Annotated in this window: 6 protein-coding genes; 5 read left to right on the top strand and 1 reads right to left on the bottom strand. The window is 68.0% G+C overall.

The genetic code is table 11. The annotated features are described in order from the left end of the window. The first annotated feature begins 215 nt into the window (after nt 1-215). The 3 genes from AB5I40_RS42335 (at nt 216) to AB5I40_RS42325 (ending at nt 13,152) form a co-directional block, all read left to right on the top strand. Nucleotides 216-11,138, top strand: coding sequence for a TcdA/TcdB catalytic glycosyltransferase domain-containing protein (locus AB5I40_RS42335; protein WP_370935817.1), 10,923 nt, complete (start codon nt 216-218; stop codon nt 11,136-11,138). Nucleotides 11,139-11,181: 43 nt separating this feature from the next. Continuing rightward, nucleotides 11,182-11,703 (top strand): type VII secretion system-associated protein, encoded by a 522-nt coding sequence (locus AB5I40_RS42330; protein WP_370935816.1) that lies wholly within the window; start codon nt 11,182-11,184, stop codon nt 11,701-11,703. 333 nt (nt 11,704-12,036) lie between these two features. Beyond that, on the top strand, nt 12,037-13,152 hold the full coding sequence (locus AB5I40_RS42325; RefSeq protein WP_370935815.1) for a hypothetical protein: 1,116 nt from the start codon (nt 12,037-12,039) through the stop codon (nt 13,150-13,152). A 340-nt stretch (nt 13,153-13,492) separates the two neighbouring features. On the opposite strand, the gene AB5I40_RS42320 is transcribed toward AB5I40_RS42325, so the two are convergent. Further along, nucleotides 13,493-14,503 carry a helix-turn-helix domain-containing protein gene (locus AB5I40_RS42320; RefSeq protein ID WP_370935814.1) on the bottom strand — a complete coding sequence of 337 codons (1,011 nt, stop codon included), beginning with the start codon at nt 14,501-14,503 and terminating at the stop codon, nt 13,493-13,495. Between the two features lie 168 nt (nt 14,504-14,671). Between AB5I40_RS42320 and AB5I40_RS42315 the strand changes: the two genes are divergently transcribed. Both AB5I40_RS42315 and AB5I40_RS42310 read left to right on the top strand, forming a co-directional pair. Next, nucleotides 14,672-16,564, top strand: coding sequence for a putative Ig domain-containing protein (locus AB5I40_RS42315; protein WP_370935813.1), 1,893 nt, complete (start codon nt 14,672-14,674; stop codon nt 16,562-16,564). Nucleotides 16,565-16,665: 101 nt separating this feature from the next. Then, nucleotides 16,666-16,971 carry a hypothetical protein gene (locus AB5I40_RS42310; RefSeq protein WP_370935812.1) on the top strand — a complete coding sequence of 102 codons (306 nt, stop codon included), beginning with the start codon at nt 16,666-16,668 and terminating at the stop codon, nt 16,969-16,971. The last annotated feature ends 15 nt before the right edge of the window (nt 16,972-16,986 follow it).

Here is a 16,986-nt window from a genome sequence, read left to right as displayed (position 1 = left end):
CGCGCCGCGACCTCCACACACCAGTCGCCGCACCCAAGAAGCCAACCCCCACACCGAACCCACCGCACCGCGACCTCCACACACCAGTCGCCGCACCGAAAAAGCCGACTTCAGCCGCCACCGCCGGCCCTGGGCCCAACGTCGGCAAACAACCCCCGATCACCGGCGGCAAGAGCGACTTCGCGCAGCACCACAAGAACTTCAAGTTCACCGTCGTGCACGAAACCGGAATCATCGGCGATCTCGGCACCCGCAACGAGGACAACCAGAACCGCATCGGCGTAGTAGCCACCGTCGCCGCGACCCCGGACGACAACCTTCAGGCCATCGCGGAGAAATACGCCACCGGGTTCACCGGAAACTCCGCGGAAGGACGTTTCGGCCTGGTCATCGGCATCAACGGCACACCAGGCTCAGAACAAGCGATCAACAACAAGATCCAGCAATTCCAGAATACCTGGGACAACCGCTTCCCGGTAGCAATAATCGGGTTCACGTGGAAACACCCGAGCAACCCGGTCATCGACCAGAAGACCATCCCTTACGGCGGCATCCGCGAGACGATCGCCCGCAACCCGGTCACGGAAAGGCTCACCGGGCAGATCCGCGAAGCCGGTGGCACCAACGAGGTCTACCTGCACACCGGCGACGCCGACGTCCATTCCCTCGCCACTCGCAACGGGCCACTGTTCGACGCGGTCAACACCGCGGTAGAGCAGAATCCCGAGGGGCCGCCGGAGTTGATCAGCGGTGGTTATCACGTCCGGCCCGAGGACGGGGATCTCGCCAATCGCGCCGCGCAATTGGATCTGGACGTTCGACAGGCGCTGGCCGGGGTCGATCCTCGATCCGTGTATTTCCCGGAGCCGAACACATTCGTCCGGATGCCGGGAAACAGGCTGGAGAACGACGTCACATTCGGCACCAAGAACCCGAACACCGGCAGCTTCGATTACGGAGCCAAGGAAGGCCAGGGGATCAGCGATTCGGTGCTGTCGCAGCGCAACCCGAGCTGGCAGTACAGCGACCATCCGACGGCGATCGCGAAATTCTCCTCCGGTCTCGCCATTCAGACCGACGGAACCCGCATCGCGGGCAAACTCGGCACCGACCCGAACGGCATCACCGCGCTCGCCCAGAGCCACGCCAACGAGACCAGGTGGTCCGACCAGATCGGCCACTACCTCGGCAATCACACGACTCTCGACCCGAATCTGGCGAAGATCGCCGCGAAAGCCGCGTTCCACGGGATCACGCCGAGCGGGTCGACTCCCGCCAGGCCGGAGGTGTTCTCCGAGGTCGTCGCGAATCTGCCCAAGAACGAGCGCACCTCGCTGGTCAAGGGCATGAAGGAGAACGTCGAGGACGGCAAGAAGCTCGCCGATCTGACGCTCGCGACGCGTCAAGCCCTGGTCGACAACCTCAGCGGCAACCGTCCGACGAATACGCAGACTCCCGCTGCTGCACCAAAAAACCCTGGCCAGGCAAAGGAAACACCGAAGCCGAATCCGAAGACTCTGCCGGGGCCCAAGGACTGGAAAGGCCGCCGCGACACCGCGCCGGTCACGCGGTTCTCTTCGGAGCGGTTCGATCCGATCAAGAAAATCGCCGAGCAGTTCACCGGAAACCGCGCGGGACTCAGGGGCGGGCAGCTCGCCGGCGCGATGGCGCACATCCGGTTCGACGTGCGCCGGTTCGAGATCGCGCCCGGCCACTGGGTGCGCGAGCACACCATCCCGATCGACCTGACCTCGCACTCCGGCTCGGTTTCGCCTGAGCAGCGAGAACAGTTCATCCAGCAGCTGCAGGCCCACCTCGACGACTGGGTCAATCAGAGCACCCGGCTGCCCGGCGGCGACCAGCTGCACGTCGGTCTCGACGTCCGCGTCGCCGACGACATCCACCCGGACGACACCAGCTGGCAGGCCGACCCCCGCCGCCGGATCCCGGTGAATCTCCACGATTCCACTGTGGACCCGGGCACCCCGGAGACGAACCAGCTCAACTGGGACGTGCACGACTCGGCCTTCGGCGTCACGCACGAGCTGATGCACTTCCTCGGTCTCAGCGACGGCTACAAAAACGACGAAATGCTCTTCAACCGCGGCGACCAGCCCGGGGTGATGGGACCGGACGCGTGGCACGATTCGCGGCTCAACCAAGGCAATCTCGACCAGCTCGAGAGCGTCTCGAACACCGCGAACATCCGCGACCACCACCTCGGCGACGCACCCGCGCCGAAGCCGCAGCCGCACTCGGAAAGCCCCGGCTCGCAGCCCGAGACCGACGGCAAGCCGAACCTTCACACGCCCATCAAAGCCCCCGGCTCGAGCCAGACAACGCAGCACGACGACGCTGTCCTGGTCGCGGACGAGCAAACCGAGGAACCACCCGACACCCGCCCCCTCGCGGACCGGCTGCCCGAGTTCGTCCGCGACGGCAAGGCGCTCGGCTCCGTCGTCCCGGTCGACGTCCGCGGCGCGAAGGACGTCGGCACCAGCATCGAGAACCTGATCCACCGCCTCAGCCCGAAGCAGCAGAACCCGCCGCGGGCGCACGGCATCGACGCGATCACCGATTCCCTCTCCGGCCCTGAGTTCGAGTCCTTTATGGGCGATGGCCGCAAGTCGATGGTCCGAGTCGGCGAGAAGTGGTACGAGGTGCACGTCACCGCCGAGCCGGACTTCAGCGCGGTGAACGCCGACCAGATCACGAAACTGCCGCAGCCGACCATCGGCGACGTCAAGAACGAGGTCAAGACCACCCACGCGAGCCCGAACACCGACACCACCGCGAAAGTCGTCGGCAGTTCGTACTTCGCGATGTTCCCGGCCGGTCCGTACGCGTCCGTCGGCGGCACCGCGCAGCTCGCCAGTCCGTCCGCGGAGCACACCGGCACCACGACCGGCACCGAGCAACGCGTGATCCGCACCGCGGGCGACATGCAACGCGCCGACGCCCCGGCGACCTACCGGATCACGGTGCGCAACGAAACCGGCGGCCTGGTCGGATCCACAGTGGACGGCCACGTCGGACTGGTTCTCTCCACTGATCTGGCCAACCTGAAGCAGGAACAGACGGTCGGGCCGGCGGAACCGAAACCGGACTGGGCCAAGAAGATCGAATTCCTCTCGCCGGAGGCGGTCGATTTCGACGAGAACGCGCTGTTCGATCAGGTAAGCAAGAACCTCCATCCCTCGGTGACCAAATTCGGCGCCCCGGGCCGCACCTCGCTGCGGGAATTCCTCAGCCGCGGCGGGGTGCGCAGCATGCTCGGCACCGCGATGCAGGGCAACCCGGTGGTGTCGAACGACCTGCTCAGCCCGCACGGCGCCCACCGCGAAGCGGTGCAACTCGCGGTGCGGCCCACGAACGTCGAATACCTCGGCACGATTCCCGGCGACAGCGAATTGCGGTTCAACGATTCCGCGGTGAACGGCGGCAGCACCACCGTCTCCTCCAAGTACGGCGGAGAGGTCAACGCGATCTTCGGCGGCGGGTCCTACGTGCCCGGCACGGTCGGTGGCGTCGGCGGCGTCAGCGGAAGCTACTCCCGGAAGGTCAACCAACAGTCCACGAGCGGCACCAGCTTCACCAACAAGTCCACAGTGAACGCGAAGGGTGACATCGGCCTGTACAAGGTCACCGTCGACCTCGATGTCACCACCTCGACCGGCGAGAAGACCACCGTCAAGGCCACTTCGTACACGCGGATGGGCCTGCCTGAGGCGAAAGCCCAGGGACTGCCGGTCCCGAAGAACACCCCGACGAAGTTCAAAGACGTCGGCGCGCGCTACGAACCGCCGTATCTCGCGGCGGCCGTCGCGGCGGGCACGGCCCGGCCTGGTTCGTTCGAACCGGCGACCCGCGTTCAGCCGCAGATCGAGAACGCGCTGCGGAATCTGCCCGGCGCGGACAAGTTCCTGCCGCGCTGGGACCAATTCCAGAGCGACAAACAAGGCTCGAGCCGGGACATCGCCGACCGGTATGCGAACCTGCGCAAGATCACGTCCACGTTCTCGGTCGCCTCGCTCCGGGGCAAAATGGACAGTCTGTTCACCCAAGGCGTTTCGGCGCAAATGAAGCGGCGCGGGCTGTTCACCGACGAATACATCAACGTCACGGTCAAAGCGAAGCCCGGGCCGGGCCGTCATCTCGGACAGGCGGACGGCCGCTCGGTCAAGAACAGCAACGAAACGAGCCCGTCGCTGACCAGCGCGACCACCACCGAACGAGGCTGGTCGGTCGGCGTCGAAGGCCGCGTGATCATTCCCGGCGCCTCGACGGTCGCGAACCTCGGCATCAGCCCGACCGTCACCCCGCTGCAGTACTCCGACAACCGGACGTGGAAGAACTCCGGCGGCCCGACGGTGACCACGACGACCGGCAAGGGCGGCAGCCCGGATTCGCAGGTGTTCGAACACGACATCGAGTTCGAGGTCGAGATCACCAGCTACACCCGGAACCGGCCGTGGGTGCGGCGGCTGACGCCCGGGTCGCCGTTCCGGGTCACGCCGAAGGTGTCCACAGTGGCCAAAACCGGCGATCCGGACCTGCCGCCGATCTCCGGCAAAGTCGATATGTGGCTCAACGACGGTGCCGCGCTGACCAAGGATCCGGCCGAATTCAAGCCGGGCAAGCCGGGTGTCGTCTCGATGAGCAAGAACGAAACCCCGAGCATCGACGATCTGCTGACCCAGCAGCAAAACCAGACGACGCCGAAGTTCCTGCACGTGGAGGCATTCGCCAACACCGAGGCGCTACGGGACGAGGCACTGCGGCAACTCCAGCGCGCCGCCGGCGGTGACGCGGTGCTCGGCCTGCCCGGCAGCGAAGCACGGGCCCGCGTGGACCGGATGTTCTCGCCGGAAAACTTCCGCGGCCTCACGCCGAAGCTGCTGAAGCAGGGCGGGACGGCGAACGGATTCCGCTACGAACGCCGCGTAGCCGACCGCGTCGGCGGCCTGGGCATGGGCATCTCGCTGAGCAATCCGAAACTCGTCGCGGTGTCCGAAACCGGCGGCGGCGACCGGACGTACTCCGGCGGTTCGAAGGCCAGTTACGAAGGCACGCACAAACAATCTGTCGAGGCCAACGTCCAGCTTGGACTCACCGTGCGACCGACCGGCACCGACACGCATGGCCAAGGCCAGCTTTTCGGCACCGCGAAGTGGAGCCCGTGGCAGCGCAGCTCCGGTTCGTCGCATGAAATCACCGCGAGCATCGACCACACCAACCGGTCCTCATCGGACAGTCGAACGGTGCTCGTCCAGTACGACAGCAACGTCCGGCTGATCGCGGAAAGCCGTCAGGAAGGCCTGGTCAACGGGTCGATTTCGCGGGCGGGCGCGGACGTCCAGCTGCCGGGTTCGGTCTTCGTGGCGATGACCGAGGACGAGGCTCGCGCGGAGGGACTGCTGCCGCCGGTCGAGCCGCGCACCCCGGCGCCGGGCAAGCTTTCGGCTCCGCCGCTGGTCGGCGGCAAGTCCAGCTCGCTCGGCTCGGCGGTGCTGGAGGACGCTCCCAACCTGTCGAAGCTGGTGCAGGACGCTCGGCAGCAGCTCGGCAAACTCGGCGACAAACTGCTGCCGAAGTCGGTGCTCGACGATTCCATGAACAATCTCCAGCGGACACTCGACACCGCCTCCCCCGAAGCGGTCACGTCCCTTGTGGACGGCGCGCTGGACGGCGGCGTGTCCTTAGTGGCGCAAGACCCGGGCGTGCTCTGGACGGACAACTACCAGCTGCTGCTCAAAGCGAAGATCCTCGACACCCAGTTCCTCGACGTGAAACACGACGGCAGCGAGGTCGATCACGTCGTCAACTCGACCGTTACGGACAAAGAGAATTCCGGTCACGGTTCGTCCTACGGCGGGCAGATTCGCGGTGCCGGCCGCGGCCTGTTCCAGGACAGCCAGCCCAAGGTCAGCGGCTACGACGGTGCGTACCTGGGCGCTTCCGGGACCCGTGCGAAGACCGACCAGACAGTCGAGAACAAGGCCACGACCACGGCCTTGACCTCGTCCTCGAGCGGACCGTCGGCGCGGTATCAGCACCAGTTCCAATTCGAATTGGTCGTCGCCAGGGACGGGCACACTTACCCGGTCGCTTCGCAAGAGGCGACCGTGACCTCGCGGTCGTCCGCGGACGACCAGAAGATCTCCGGCGGCGAGCAGTACCACACCAAACTGTACGGGTCTCGGACGACCGAACTCAACGCCGCGGAGTCCACTTCGGACCATCTCGCAGCGTGGCAGCAGGAAGGTTTCGGTCCGCTGCCGAAGTCTTCGACCGTCGAAGGACTTCGCGGTGCCGCGGACGTACGCGCTGGCGCTCTCCGCGCCTTGCGACTGGCCGGTGCGGGCAACGGACTCACCGGGCCCGGCACCGGCGCGCACAACACGCTCTCGTCTTCGATCACCAATGAGACGCTGCAAGCGCACCTCCCGAACATGGTCAGCAAACCGTTCGCCACTCCGGATTTGCATTCCTCCGCAGTGACCGGCAGCAGCCACGCTTCGGTGACGGTGTACACCCGCTTGGTGAAACCGGATCTGGTCGGGCTCAGCGATTCGGTGAAACTGGAGCGTTCGGACCAATCCGGCACCACGTTCACCGGCGAGGCCAAGGAAACGGTCACCGGCGAACAACAAGGCAATATCGGCACCGGCGGAATCACCGACCCTGGCCGGAACACGCATGCCTGGGGCGGGCTCGACGTCCGAAGCCCGGTCGGCCAGAGCGATCCGACGTCCAGCACCGCCGGCGCGCAGCGGTCTGTCGTCGGCAAGGACAAGGGCCGGACCGGCCTGGTCGGGCTGGACGTCGAGTACCGGATCGTCGCGACCGTCGACGGCAAGACCGCGGCGGTCGAGGTGCGGGTACCGCAGTCTTCGCGGACGCGGATGAGCGAAACCGACCTGGAACAATCGCTAGGCCAGCCGTTGCCCGAGACGCTCGCTTCAGCACAAGACGCGGTCAAGAAAGCCGCCGAGGATTGGCGTACCGCAGAAGAGGAACTCGAAAAGGCGCAGCGCGATTTCGATGATGCGTGGCTGTCCGAAAACGACAATGTGCGCACGACGACCGACGGTGCGCGCGGGCTGAACCTTCCGGTCGACGGCAATCCAGTGCAGCAGATGCGGCAAGCCGTCCGGACGGCGCAGAACGAGGCCCGCGATATGGGCCAAGCACTGCGAGCGGGCAACGACGAAATCGCTCGGCTCAACGAACTCGACGAACAGCTTCTTTCCCTGGCACTCGGCGAGGAACCGGGTTCGGTCGCGCAAAGCGACCTGGTCGCGCGCGCGTGGGACACCCAACGGCAGACCCAGCAGATCCGGAACGAGCAGGCCGAACTGGTCCAGCAGCGGCAGGCGGCGCAGGACCGCGCCGCGGAAATCCTGGCCGTGCTGGACGAGTACCGCAACAATCACACCGACCACACCGCGCGGCGGGACGACGCGAACAACCGGATCCAGGAAGCCCGGGAGAAGGCCGACGAGGCACTGCGGAAGTGGTGGCAGGCCAAGTCCGAAGTGGACAACCAGATCGCCGCGCACGCTTGGCCGCGGCCGCCGGACAACACTCCCGAACAGCACCGCGAAGGCACTGTCGAGGCGAACGACACAGTGTCCGGTTGGGACACTGACACCGACCGGCCATACAGCTTCGACCCGGGCGAGATCCAGACGCGGACGATCACCGACAGCTCCGGCCGAGTTCGCGCCGTCTCGTTCCTTCCGGCGAACGAGCACACCGAAAGCGTCGAACGAGACTGGGTAGCCAACAACTCGCGAGCGGTCAGCACGCTTCCGGAAGGCGCGACGCCGGACAAGTTCGATCCGCTGCTGAAGCAGGCCAACACCACCGGGGCCACCCCGGAACTCTCCGGACGCCAGTTCGGCGAATGGGCCGACCACACGGCGGCACCGTGGGACGACGATTCCCTCTTCGTCTTCGCTCACGGCCGTGAGCAGTCAGTCAAAGTGACCCTGCTGGGCGGCCGGACGGTCCGCGTTGACGGCGATACCTTCGCCCGGATCGTGGCGCAAGCCGCTCCCCGAGCCCAATCCCGCTCGGTCACGCTCATCGCGTGCAGCACCGGCCAGACCGACGGTCCGGGCGGCTTGGCCCACGATTTCCAGCGCGCGCTCAGCGAACTCGGCGGACCGTCCACAGTGCACGCACCGACCAAACCCGCATTGTTCGGCCGGGATTCGGCTACGCTCGGCAAGGCCATCGGTGCGACGCACGGCTTCACCGCGGTCACCGATGGCGGCCAGTTCCGTACCTTCGGCAATCCTCCAGCACAGTCCACAACAGACACGGCACCACGCACCGAGGAACACCACTACTCCGCACCGGAGGATCTGGTCGCCGACCTCCGCCAGACCGCCGTGAACAACCCGCCGCCAGCTCCGCTGCTCGGACCGGACCTGTTCGGCCTGTACCGCGCCCCCGAACCGCCGGAGTTTCTGCGCGGACACGACTTCCGCGGCCTCACCGCCGGACAGGGCATCAGCTTCCTGGACTTGCTGGACCTCGCCAAGGGCTATCAGCTCAGCAGCGAACACCTGGATCCCGCGCACCTCGACGACAACCGCGAGTGGACCCTGGAGAAGGAACGCCCGGACGACAAGCTGGCCACGTGGGCACCCGGCGACGTCGAACCACTCGCCAAGACCACCTCGACCCCCCTGCTGATGCACTCCATCTGGCTGGGCGGCCCGCTCAAGGACACCGGAACCATGCACACCTTCCGCCGGAACTTCGGCGACGCGGCGGACCGGCTCGGCGACGGCATCGTCCCGATCCTGTGGACGGACGTGCCGCGCTGGCAAACCGAACTCGCGCTGACCACCGCGGCCCCGGAAGACGGACCGGATCCGCTGCACGACGTCCGGGATCTGCTGCGGTGGGCAGGAGAACACCGAGTCCAACTGGTCAATGTGGACGAAGTGTTCACCAGCGAGCACCCGATGCGGACGCAGGAGTTCTACCTGTCCGAACTGGCCAAACAGACCGGCCCGGGTTTCGCGGCAGCCAGCGACATCCTGCGGCTGGAGCTGATGCACCGGTTCGGCGGCCTCTACACCGACGGGGACAACGTCGTGCACGGCTTGGACGACGTCGTCCGCGCCGCCGAGTCCGACGCCGGTTACGCGGTGCACCGGATCGGCGGGAACATCGCGAACTCGGCGTTCGCCATGTCGAAAGGACACCCGTTCGCCGCGTCCTATTTGGACCAGCTGCGGGAGAACTACGGGAAGACCCAGGCGAATCTGATGCCGCGCGAGGTCGACTCCCTCGGTCAAGGCTTCTTCGCCACGCCGCTGGGCCGGGTGCACCGGCAGTCGGTGATGTACCGCTCGGGCCCGGTCGCGATGACCGAAACGGCCCGGCGGATCGGCCTGAACTCCGCGCTCGAACTGCCGGGCATGACGGAGATCCGGATGAACAGCGACCACAGCTGGCTCCTGCCGCCGCAGGGCGATCCGGCTCCGCTGGCGGACCGGTTCGAGACGCTGGAATTGACCCAGCGCGTAATCCAGACCCTGGTACGCGGGCTGCACAACCGGGACGGCGACCTGCATCTGACCGCGGTCGAGCCCGCCGTGCGCCGGCACGCCGAGCCGGATCTGGTGTGGCACGCGGCGTTGTCCTACCTCGCCGCCGACCCGAAGCTCTCGTCTCTCGTCCGCACCGTCACCGACCGCAGCAGCTACACCGGCAAGGTGCACGACGTTCCGCTGCCGCCTGCTGCCCGCGCACTGCTGACCATCGACGACAGCCGCGTGCATCACCACCTCGGCGAGGTCCAGCGTGCCGCCACGATGCACGCCGCCGACGCCGTCCTGGTGGCGGATACGCCGCTGGAGAACCTGATCTCCCGGCTTCGTACGACGGACGGCCCGGTCCCGCCGATCGAGGTCACCGGAACCGGACCGGACGGCCGAGCGCACGCCACTGCCACGGCCCGCGAACTGGCCGGTCAGCTCGCCGACGCCCTGGGCACCGAAGTGCTGGACCGCGTCCCGGTGAAAATCCGGGTGTCCGAAGGGGACGGTCGCGTCAAGATTTCCTTGCCCACTGTCGGGATGTCAACGCCGAGGGTCTTCCGCGGTCTGGACAACGGCCCCGCACCCGCAACGCCTCGGCCCTGGACGCACAACGGCCGTACCGTCGGAGTGCATTACTCACTGTCCGATGTGTCCGTCCCGAATGGATCGTCCATTTTGACCACCGACGCGACAGCCGTCCGAAACTTCACCGAGCAGGTGCGCACCGACGGCACCGACCGTCTAGCCCACGCGATCACCGTCCGCCCGTCGGCTGCCGCACACCCGACCGCGACCTACCTGCTCAGCGGCGCCCCGGACACGGACCTGCTGTTCGAAGAACTGGTGCGAACCGCGACGCACCGCTGGTGGTTCCGCCCCACCCCGCCAGTCGGTCCGATCGCACTGAGCGACCAGGACGGGACCGCCAAGCTGCTCGGCTGGGTCCTCTCCGAACTCGGCCGCGGCGAATCGACGGCCTCGCTCGCCGACACCGTCGCCCGGCACGAACGACCGGACCTGATCTGGACCGCCGCCCGCGAACTCGCCACGCTCCACAACGCCGGGCAGCACGCCGCCCTCCATCTGCACGGCGTGACCGACGCCTTGCTGGGCAAACCGGATGCGACCGCCGTGCTCACCGACCTGGCCAAAGCGACCCGAGACGGCGCTGACGTCACCCGCATCGCCGAAGCAGTCGAGGTCCTGGACCGGCACGGCGCCCTGGACGCCGTCCTGAACGCCCCCGGCGGCCGGGCCTTGCTGCTCGAAGAAATCGCCCGGCTCGCCGGCCGTCCGAACCCCGACGCTTACGCCCGGGACCTGGCCGCCGTCATCCAGAAACTGACGGCCGAGAACCTGCCCGCAGACGCCTTCCGTACCGCACTCCGGAATGCCCTCGACGGCCCGAGGACGCGACCGACCCTGCACCGGCTGAGCGTCGTCGGCCTTGGCTGGCTTGACCGGTGGCACACGGCCGCCGCCATCCGCCGGTACCAGGCGGAAGAACGCGCGGCGTCCGCCCGGCAAGCCGCTGAACTGGCCGAGCTGGCGGAAGCAGGCCCCCGCCGTGCCTGAGCCCAGGCCGGTAGATTCACCGCACGCGAAGGAGGTACCGGCAATGTCCGAGGACCAGTGGGTGCTGCTGGTCGACCCGGCGTGGCAACCCGCGTCGGCGACCGACGGGGCCGAGGTCCCGAGCCCGCCGCCGCAGGCCGTGGTGGGCGGCTGGCTCGCGCGCGAAGACGGATCCGTCAGCCGCTTCGAGCCCAACCCGTCCTACGAACCGGCGGCGGAAGACTCCCCGACCGACCCGCTGGACGCCGTGCTCCGCCTGACCGCCCGCGGCGAGGCCGACTTCGACCAGTTGGCCACAGTTTTCCGCGAATCGGCCTTCGCGGTGGCCGTGAACACCGACGAATCCCCGCTCGTCGCGCCGTCGCCGGACAACATCCCGTGCCTGCTCGTCACGACCGCCCCGGCACACCGCCGCCGAGTCCGCGCCGCCGGGTGGCGTCCGGCCGCGCCCGCGGATCTGGTGCGGCTGCTGGACGGTTACGACGACGTCGATCTGCTGCTCAACCCTGGCGCCCCGGGGTGCCTTCGGTTGCTGGCCGACAGCGTCCGCGAGATCGTGGCCTGATCCCTCTGTGCCACCGGCGGCCTAGTTCGCCGGAGCGACTGCGCACACAGCATGGTCTCGACCGTTCCTGGGCGACAATGCTTCGGCGGCTACGTCCAGGAACCCGGAGTTTCGGGCGCCGCGCGCAGTGTGCCAGGCTGCTGATCGGCGGGTGCGGCACGAATTCCGCGACCAGGTCGATGGATTCCACGCGCGTTTCCACGTCGAGTTTCCCGCCTCACCGCTCCGAGTTCGGCAACTGGACCGCTTTCGCCTTCGCTGAGCGAGACTCCGGTTTTTGTCGGTGCCCCGCGCGATGATGCCCCGGACAGCAGCCGAAGGGGAGGAACGGCGATGCGAGTGGTGATGAGCGGCGAGGCACCGGTGAGCTACGGGCAGATCTATGTCGAGAGCGAGCCGGGGCCCCCGAGGTTCGCGGAGTGTTTCGGCGGCCAGCGGAACGGGCTGTGCGGCGGCGCGGTGCCAGGCGCGCTGACTCTGATCACCGGCCTGCACACCGGCGAGGTCGGCTTCCGCGTGGAGTCGCACGACGAGGAACCGCCGCTGGACGAGACCTGGGAGGAGATCGTCGAGGTGTCGTTCCGCCCGCTCGGCGAGACGTCGCTCGTCTCCTGGGGCGGCAGTGCCGTCTGGCCGCTCGGCCTGCGCGAGATCGACTACCGGGTCCGCTACAGCGGAACGCGGATGGACGAGGCGCACCGGCTGGGCATTCCGGAGGGCGAGCATTTCGAGCCCGACCGCTATCTGCTCCAGTTCTGGCCGGCTCCGCCGGAACCGGACCGGGTGGTCAAGCAGACCAGCGCGAGCGCCGCCTACTGGCACGACGCGGCCAGCAAGCAGCCGCCTCCCCCGACGCCGGAGGAGAAAGCCGAAGCCGAGCGCCTCGCTCGCCGCGAACAGGAACGGTTCGCTGAGGAAGCGCGCTTGAGGGCGGAGAAAAACGCGTGGGGCGGGAGCCTGCCCAGCGAACGGCTGCGGCAGCTGCCGGGCGCCGTACAGAGCGTGGCGAGGCTGGACCGGTCGCTGGTCGACGCTCTCGCGCGGACGGATCCGGCGACCCAGCGGCAGATCGCCCGGTGGACAGTCCGGCGCGCGTTCTCCGAGGCTCAGCTGACCGAGGTCGAGTGGATAGCCCCGGCACTCGCGGCGATGGACCGGGGAGAGGCGCTGCCGCCTCCGTTCGACGACAACCAGCGGGCGTGGAATCGTCTGTTCACCGACGAACAGGTCCCGCAGACGCTGGCCACCTCGCCGGACGGACGGCACGAGAACTGCCTGCAGCAGGCGATGGCGTTTCCGGCGGTGTTCTCCGTTCGGGAGCCGGACCCGCTGGCCGCCGCCTTCGACGCGCTCTGGTCAGCCGCGGTCGCTTTCGGCTATGGACGGCACGGGGTGCTGTTCGCCGAAGTCCGGCAAGCCTTTCCGGCTCTCGCGGAAGGAGAGGGGTGAGCTGTTCGGCCGCACCTAGGCGGGCAGTCGAGGCTGCTGGTGGCTCGGCTGCCCGGCAACGTCGGCGCTGCACGCGGAGGTCACGGTAAACGTCATGCCGGAGAGGCTGGGCCGCGCGCGTCGAGGAGGTGCTCGACCAAGCGGGAAGCTGTTGGGGCACAACCGGTCAGGCGCGATCACGGCGTGCCTGGCGCAGCGCAGGCCGGACCGGGGAAACACCGGGCTGAGCGTCGATCGAAAGCCAGTCATCGCGGGCGGCGTGCGGTGCCAGCCGGAGCCTGTCGGCCGCGCTGGCTCGGGCGACGAGGCGCAAGCGCGGCCAACCGGCACAAAGCACCCCTCACAGCGGAACCGAGCGCACCGCCGACACGCCAGGCTGAGCATCCACCGAAAGCCAGTCATTCCGCGTCGCGTGCAGCGCCAGCTGGAACCGGTTCGCCGCCCCCGTCCGTGCCATCAGGTTCTCCAGATATCGGAACATCGTCCGCCTGCTCACGCCGAGCACCCGGGCCACCTGGTCGTCCGTGAGCCCGGCGGCGAGAAGCGCGAGCAGCCGTCGTTCGCTGGGGCGGATCGCGGGGCCGGAGGTGTCGTCGGCGAGGCCCAGGGGCAGCGCGACCTGCCAGCACATGTCGAACAGTCCGGCCAGCGCGTCGAACAGGTCGCACGAGCGGATCAGCAACACCGTGCGGTCGGCGCCCGACAAAGCCGCACAATCGTCGACGATCAGGAGTTTCACCGGCACCTCCGGCAGAACCCGCGCCTCCTCGCCGCTTTTGCCGCAGGGCAGGATGTTTTCCGCGACGTACTCCGGCCGTTCCAGCGCGAGCCTGCCGTAGACGGCTCGGTAGCGGACGCCGCGGGCCAGGTTTTCCAGTTCGATCTCGTTGGCGTCCGCGTCGGCGTAGTACGGCGGGGAGTCCAGTCCGCGGACCTCCGTGCGCGCCGATCGCTCCAGTTGCTGCACCCGTTCGGCGGCCGTGGTTCCGCTGACTACCTCGATCATCGGGTCGGCGTCGTAGCGGACCGAGTGTCTTCGGTATTGCTCGTACAGGCGCGTCATCGCCGCCCGGGCCCCGGCCAGTTCCGCCTCGCGTTGCCTGGTCAGCACCTCCAGCACCGGTTCCGGGCGCAGCGCGGACATCGGCGAACCGGGACCGTCGACCCGGCCGGCCAGTCCGATTCCGGCCAGCACCGCCAGCACACGACGCACCTCGCCGGGGTCGCGGCCGGTGTCGCGCGCTAGCCGATCAGGCGGAACCGGTCCCGACGAAAGTAGGTCCAGATAGATTTCTGCTTCGTCCGCTTTCAGCCCGAGAGTCAGGAGATGGCCGATTGCTTCGGGAACCATTCGGAGGCACCTCCATCGGGCTGGCCGACACCATTGCGCCACTGGCACCAGCGCGTCACCGCCAGGGCTGAACGAACTGTAGACAACTGGGCACCGAATGGCCCGACGCCGTTCGCAGGAAATTCCCTGGGAGGGATCGTGTCCCGTTCAGCCCGAAGAATCCTTGCCATGGCCGGTTTCGCGGCCTTGGCCTTGACTGCCCCGGCCCTGCCGGCCGTGGCATCGCCCGCCGCGGCGCATCCGACCGCCCGCGTCTGCGCCGAGAAGGCGAAGCCCGGCATGGTCACCTGTTTCGCCGAACGCCAGACCGACACCATGCGCGCGTTCCTCACACCGGGCGCGCTGCCCGGCGGGTTCGGTCCCTCGGACCTGCGTTCCGCCTACAACCTGACCGCCGCGGGCAGCGCGTCGGCCACCGTGGCGATCGTCGACTCCAACGACGACCCGAATGCTGAATCGGACCTCGCGAGCTATCGCTCCACCTACGGGCTGCCGGCGTGCACCACCGCGAACGGCTGCTTCAAAAAGGTGAACGAAAACGGGCAAACCAGTCCCCTTCCGGCCGCGGATTCCGGCTGGGCGGGCGAAATCTCGCTCGACGTCGACATGGTTTCGGCGATCTGCCCGAATTGCCACATTCTGCTCGTCGAAGCGAACCAGCCGAGCATGGCCGATCTCGGCACCGCGGTGAACACCGCCGTGTCGATGGGCGCGAAATACGTGTCCAACAGCTACGGCGGCGGCGAGGACGGCACCGAACCCTCCTCCGACTCCAGCTACTTCCACCACCCCGGCGTCGCGATCACCGCGAGCACCGGCGACAACGGCTACGGCATCAGCTACCCGGCCTCCTCGCAGTACGTGACCGCGGTCGGCGGCACCTCGCTGAGCCGCAACAGCAGCGCGCGCGGCTGGGGCGAAACCGCGTGGACCGGCGCGGGCAGCGGCTGCTCGGGTTACGTGGCCAAGCCGGCCTTCCAGAACGTGACGACCGGCTGCGGCAAGCGCGCGGTCGCCGACGTCTCGGCCGTGGCCGACCCGCAGACCGGCGTCGCGGTGTACCAGACCTACGGCGGCAGCGGCTGGGCCGTCTACGGCGGCACCAGCGCGTCCGCCCCGATCATCGCGTCCGTCTACGCCCTCGCCGGCGCGCCCGGCGCGTCCGACACCCCCGCCGCCTACCCGTACTCGCACACCGGCAACCTCAACGACGTGACCTCCGGCAGCAACGGCAGCTGCTCCGCCTCCGTGCAGTGCAACGCCGGCCCCGGCTGGGACGGCCCGACCGGTCTCGGCACCCCGAACGGCACCGCGGCGTTCAGCGCGGGCGCACCGAGCGGCGGCGTCACAGCGGCCAACCCGGGCAGCCAGAACGGCGTCGTCGGCACCGCGGCGAGCCTGCAGCTGTCCGCGTCCGGCGGCAGCGGCGGCTACACCTGGACCGCCAGCGGCCTGCCCACCGGGCTGTCGATCAGCTCGGGCGGCCTGATCTCCGGCACGCCGACCACCGCCGGCACGTACTCGGTGACCGCGACCGCCAAGGACTCTTCCGGCGCGACCGGCTCCACCACGTTCAGCTGGACGATCGCCCCGACCGGCGGCGGCACCTGCTCCGGGCAGAAGCTGGGCAACCCCGGCTTCGAAAACGGAACCAGCCCGTGGACCGCGTCCAGCGGAGTGATCAGCACGTCGTCGAACGGCGAACCCCCGCACAGCGGCACGTACCTCGCCTACCTCGACGGCTACGGCAGCGCGCACACCGACACGGTCTCGCAGTCGGTGAGCATCCCGTCGGGCTGCCACGCCACGCTGAGCTACTACCTGCACGTCGACACCGCCGAGACGACCACCACGACGGCCTACGACAAGCTGACCGTCAAGGCCGGTTCGACCACGCTCGCCTCGTACTCGAACCTGAACCAGGCGACCGGATACCAGCTGCACACCGTTGACATGTCGGCCTACGCCGGCCAGACGGTGACGCTGACCTTCACCGGCACCGAGGACTCGAGCCTGCAGACGTCGTTCTGCCTCGACGACACGTCGCTGACTGTCAGCTGAAGCTGAACCCCGAGGAGAGGCCGTCCCGTGCGCGGGGCGGCCTTTTCCGGCTGTGCCAGGCTAAGCTCGGGCAGGCCCCTCGACGATCGGACTGGACCGCGATGACAGATTCGTTTCCGATCGTGGAGGAGGTTGTCGCGTGGATCTCCGGTCGCCGCGAGGTTCTCGAAAGCCGCGGGATGACCGTCGCGGTGGACCTGCGCCCGCCTAGGTGGGCCGTGTCGGTCTCCATCGATCACCAGCATCTTTTCAGTCAATTGATCGTCTGGGAAAGCGGCGACGCGCAGCTGATGCGGGCGAACATTCTTGACGATGCGAACACGGACGAGCACCGCCAAATCAACTCGCGGGCCGACTTGGCACACGTACTGGACGAATTCGCCGCCTGGACCTCCGCGGGCAACTGAACCACGCGACCGAGA

Source organism: Amycolatopsis sp. cg13 (genome assembly GCF_041346965.1).
GTDB lineage: Bacteria > Actinomycetota > Actinomycetes > Mycobacteriales > Pseudonocardiaceae > Amycolatopsis.
The sequence above is the reverse complement of the archived record's forward strand: the minus strand, read 5'-3'. Positions and strand labels throughout refer to the sequence as shown.

Bases quoted from the DNA above. Each gene is read 5' to 3' on its own strand.
- AB5I40_RS42330 (WP_370935816.1), top strand. From the start codon at position 11,182: ATGTCCGAGGACCAGTGGGTGCTGCTGGTCGACCCGGCGTGGCAACCC.
- AB5I40_RS42325 (WP_370935815.1), top strand. From the start codon at position 12,037: ATGCGAGTGGTGATGAGCGGCGAGGCACCGGTGAGCTACGGGCAGATC.
- AB5I40_RS42320 (WP_370935814.1), bottom strand. From the start codon at position 14,503: ATGGTTCCCGAAGCAATCGGCCATCTCCTGACTCTCGGGCTGAAAGCG.
- AB5I40_RS42315 (WP_370935813.1), top strand. From the start codon at position 14,672: ATGGCCGGTTTCGCGGCCTTGGCCTTGACTGCCCCGGCCCTGCCGGCC.
- AB5I40_RS42310 (WP_370935812.1), top strand. From the start codon at position 16,666: ATGACAGATTCGTTTCCGATCGTGGAGGAGGTTGTCGCGTGGATCTCC.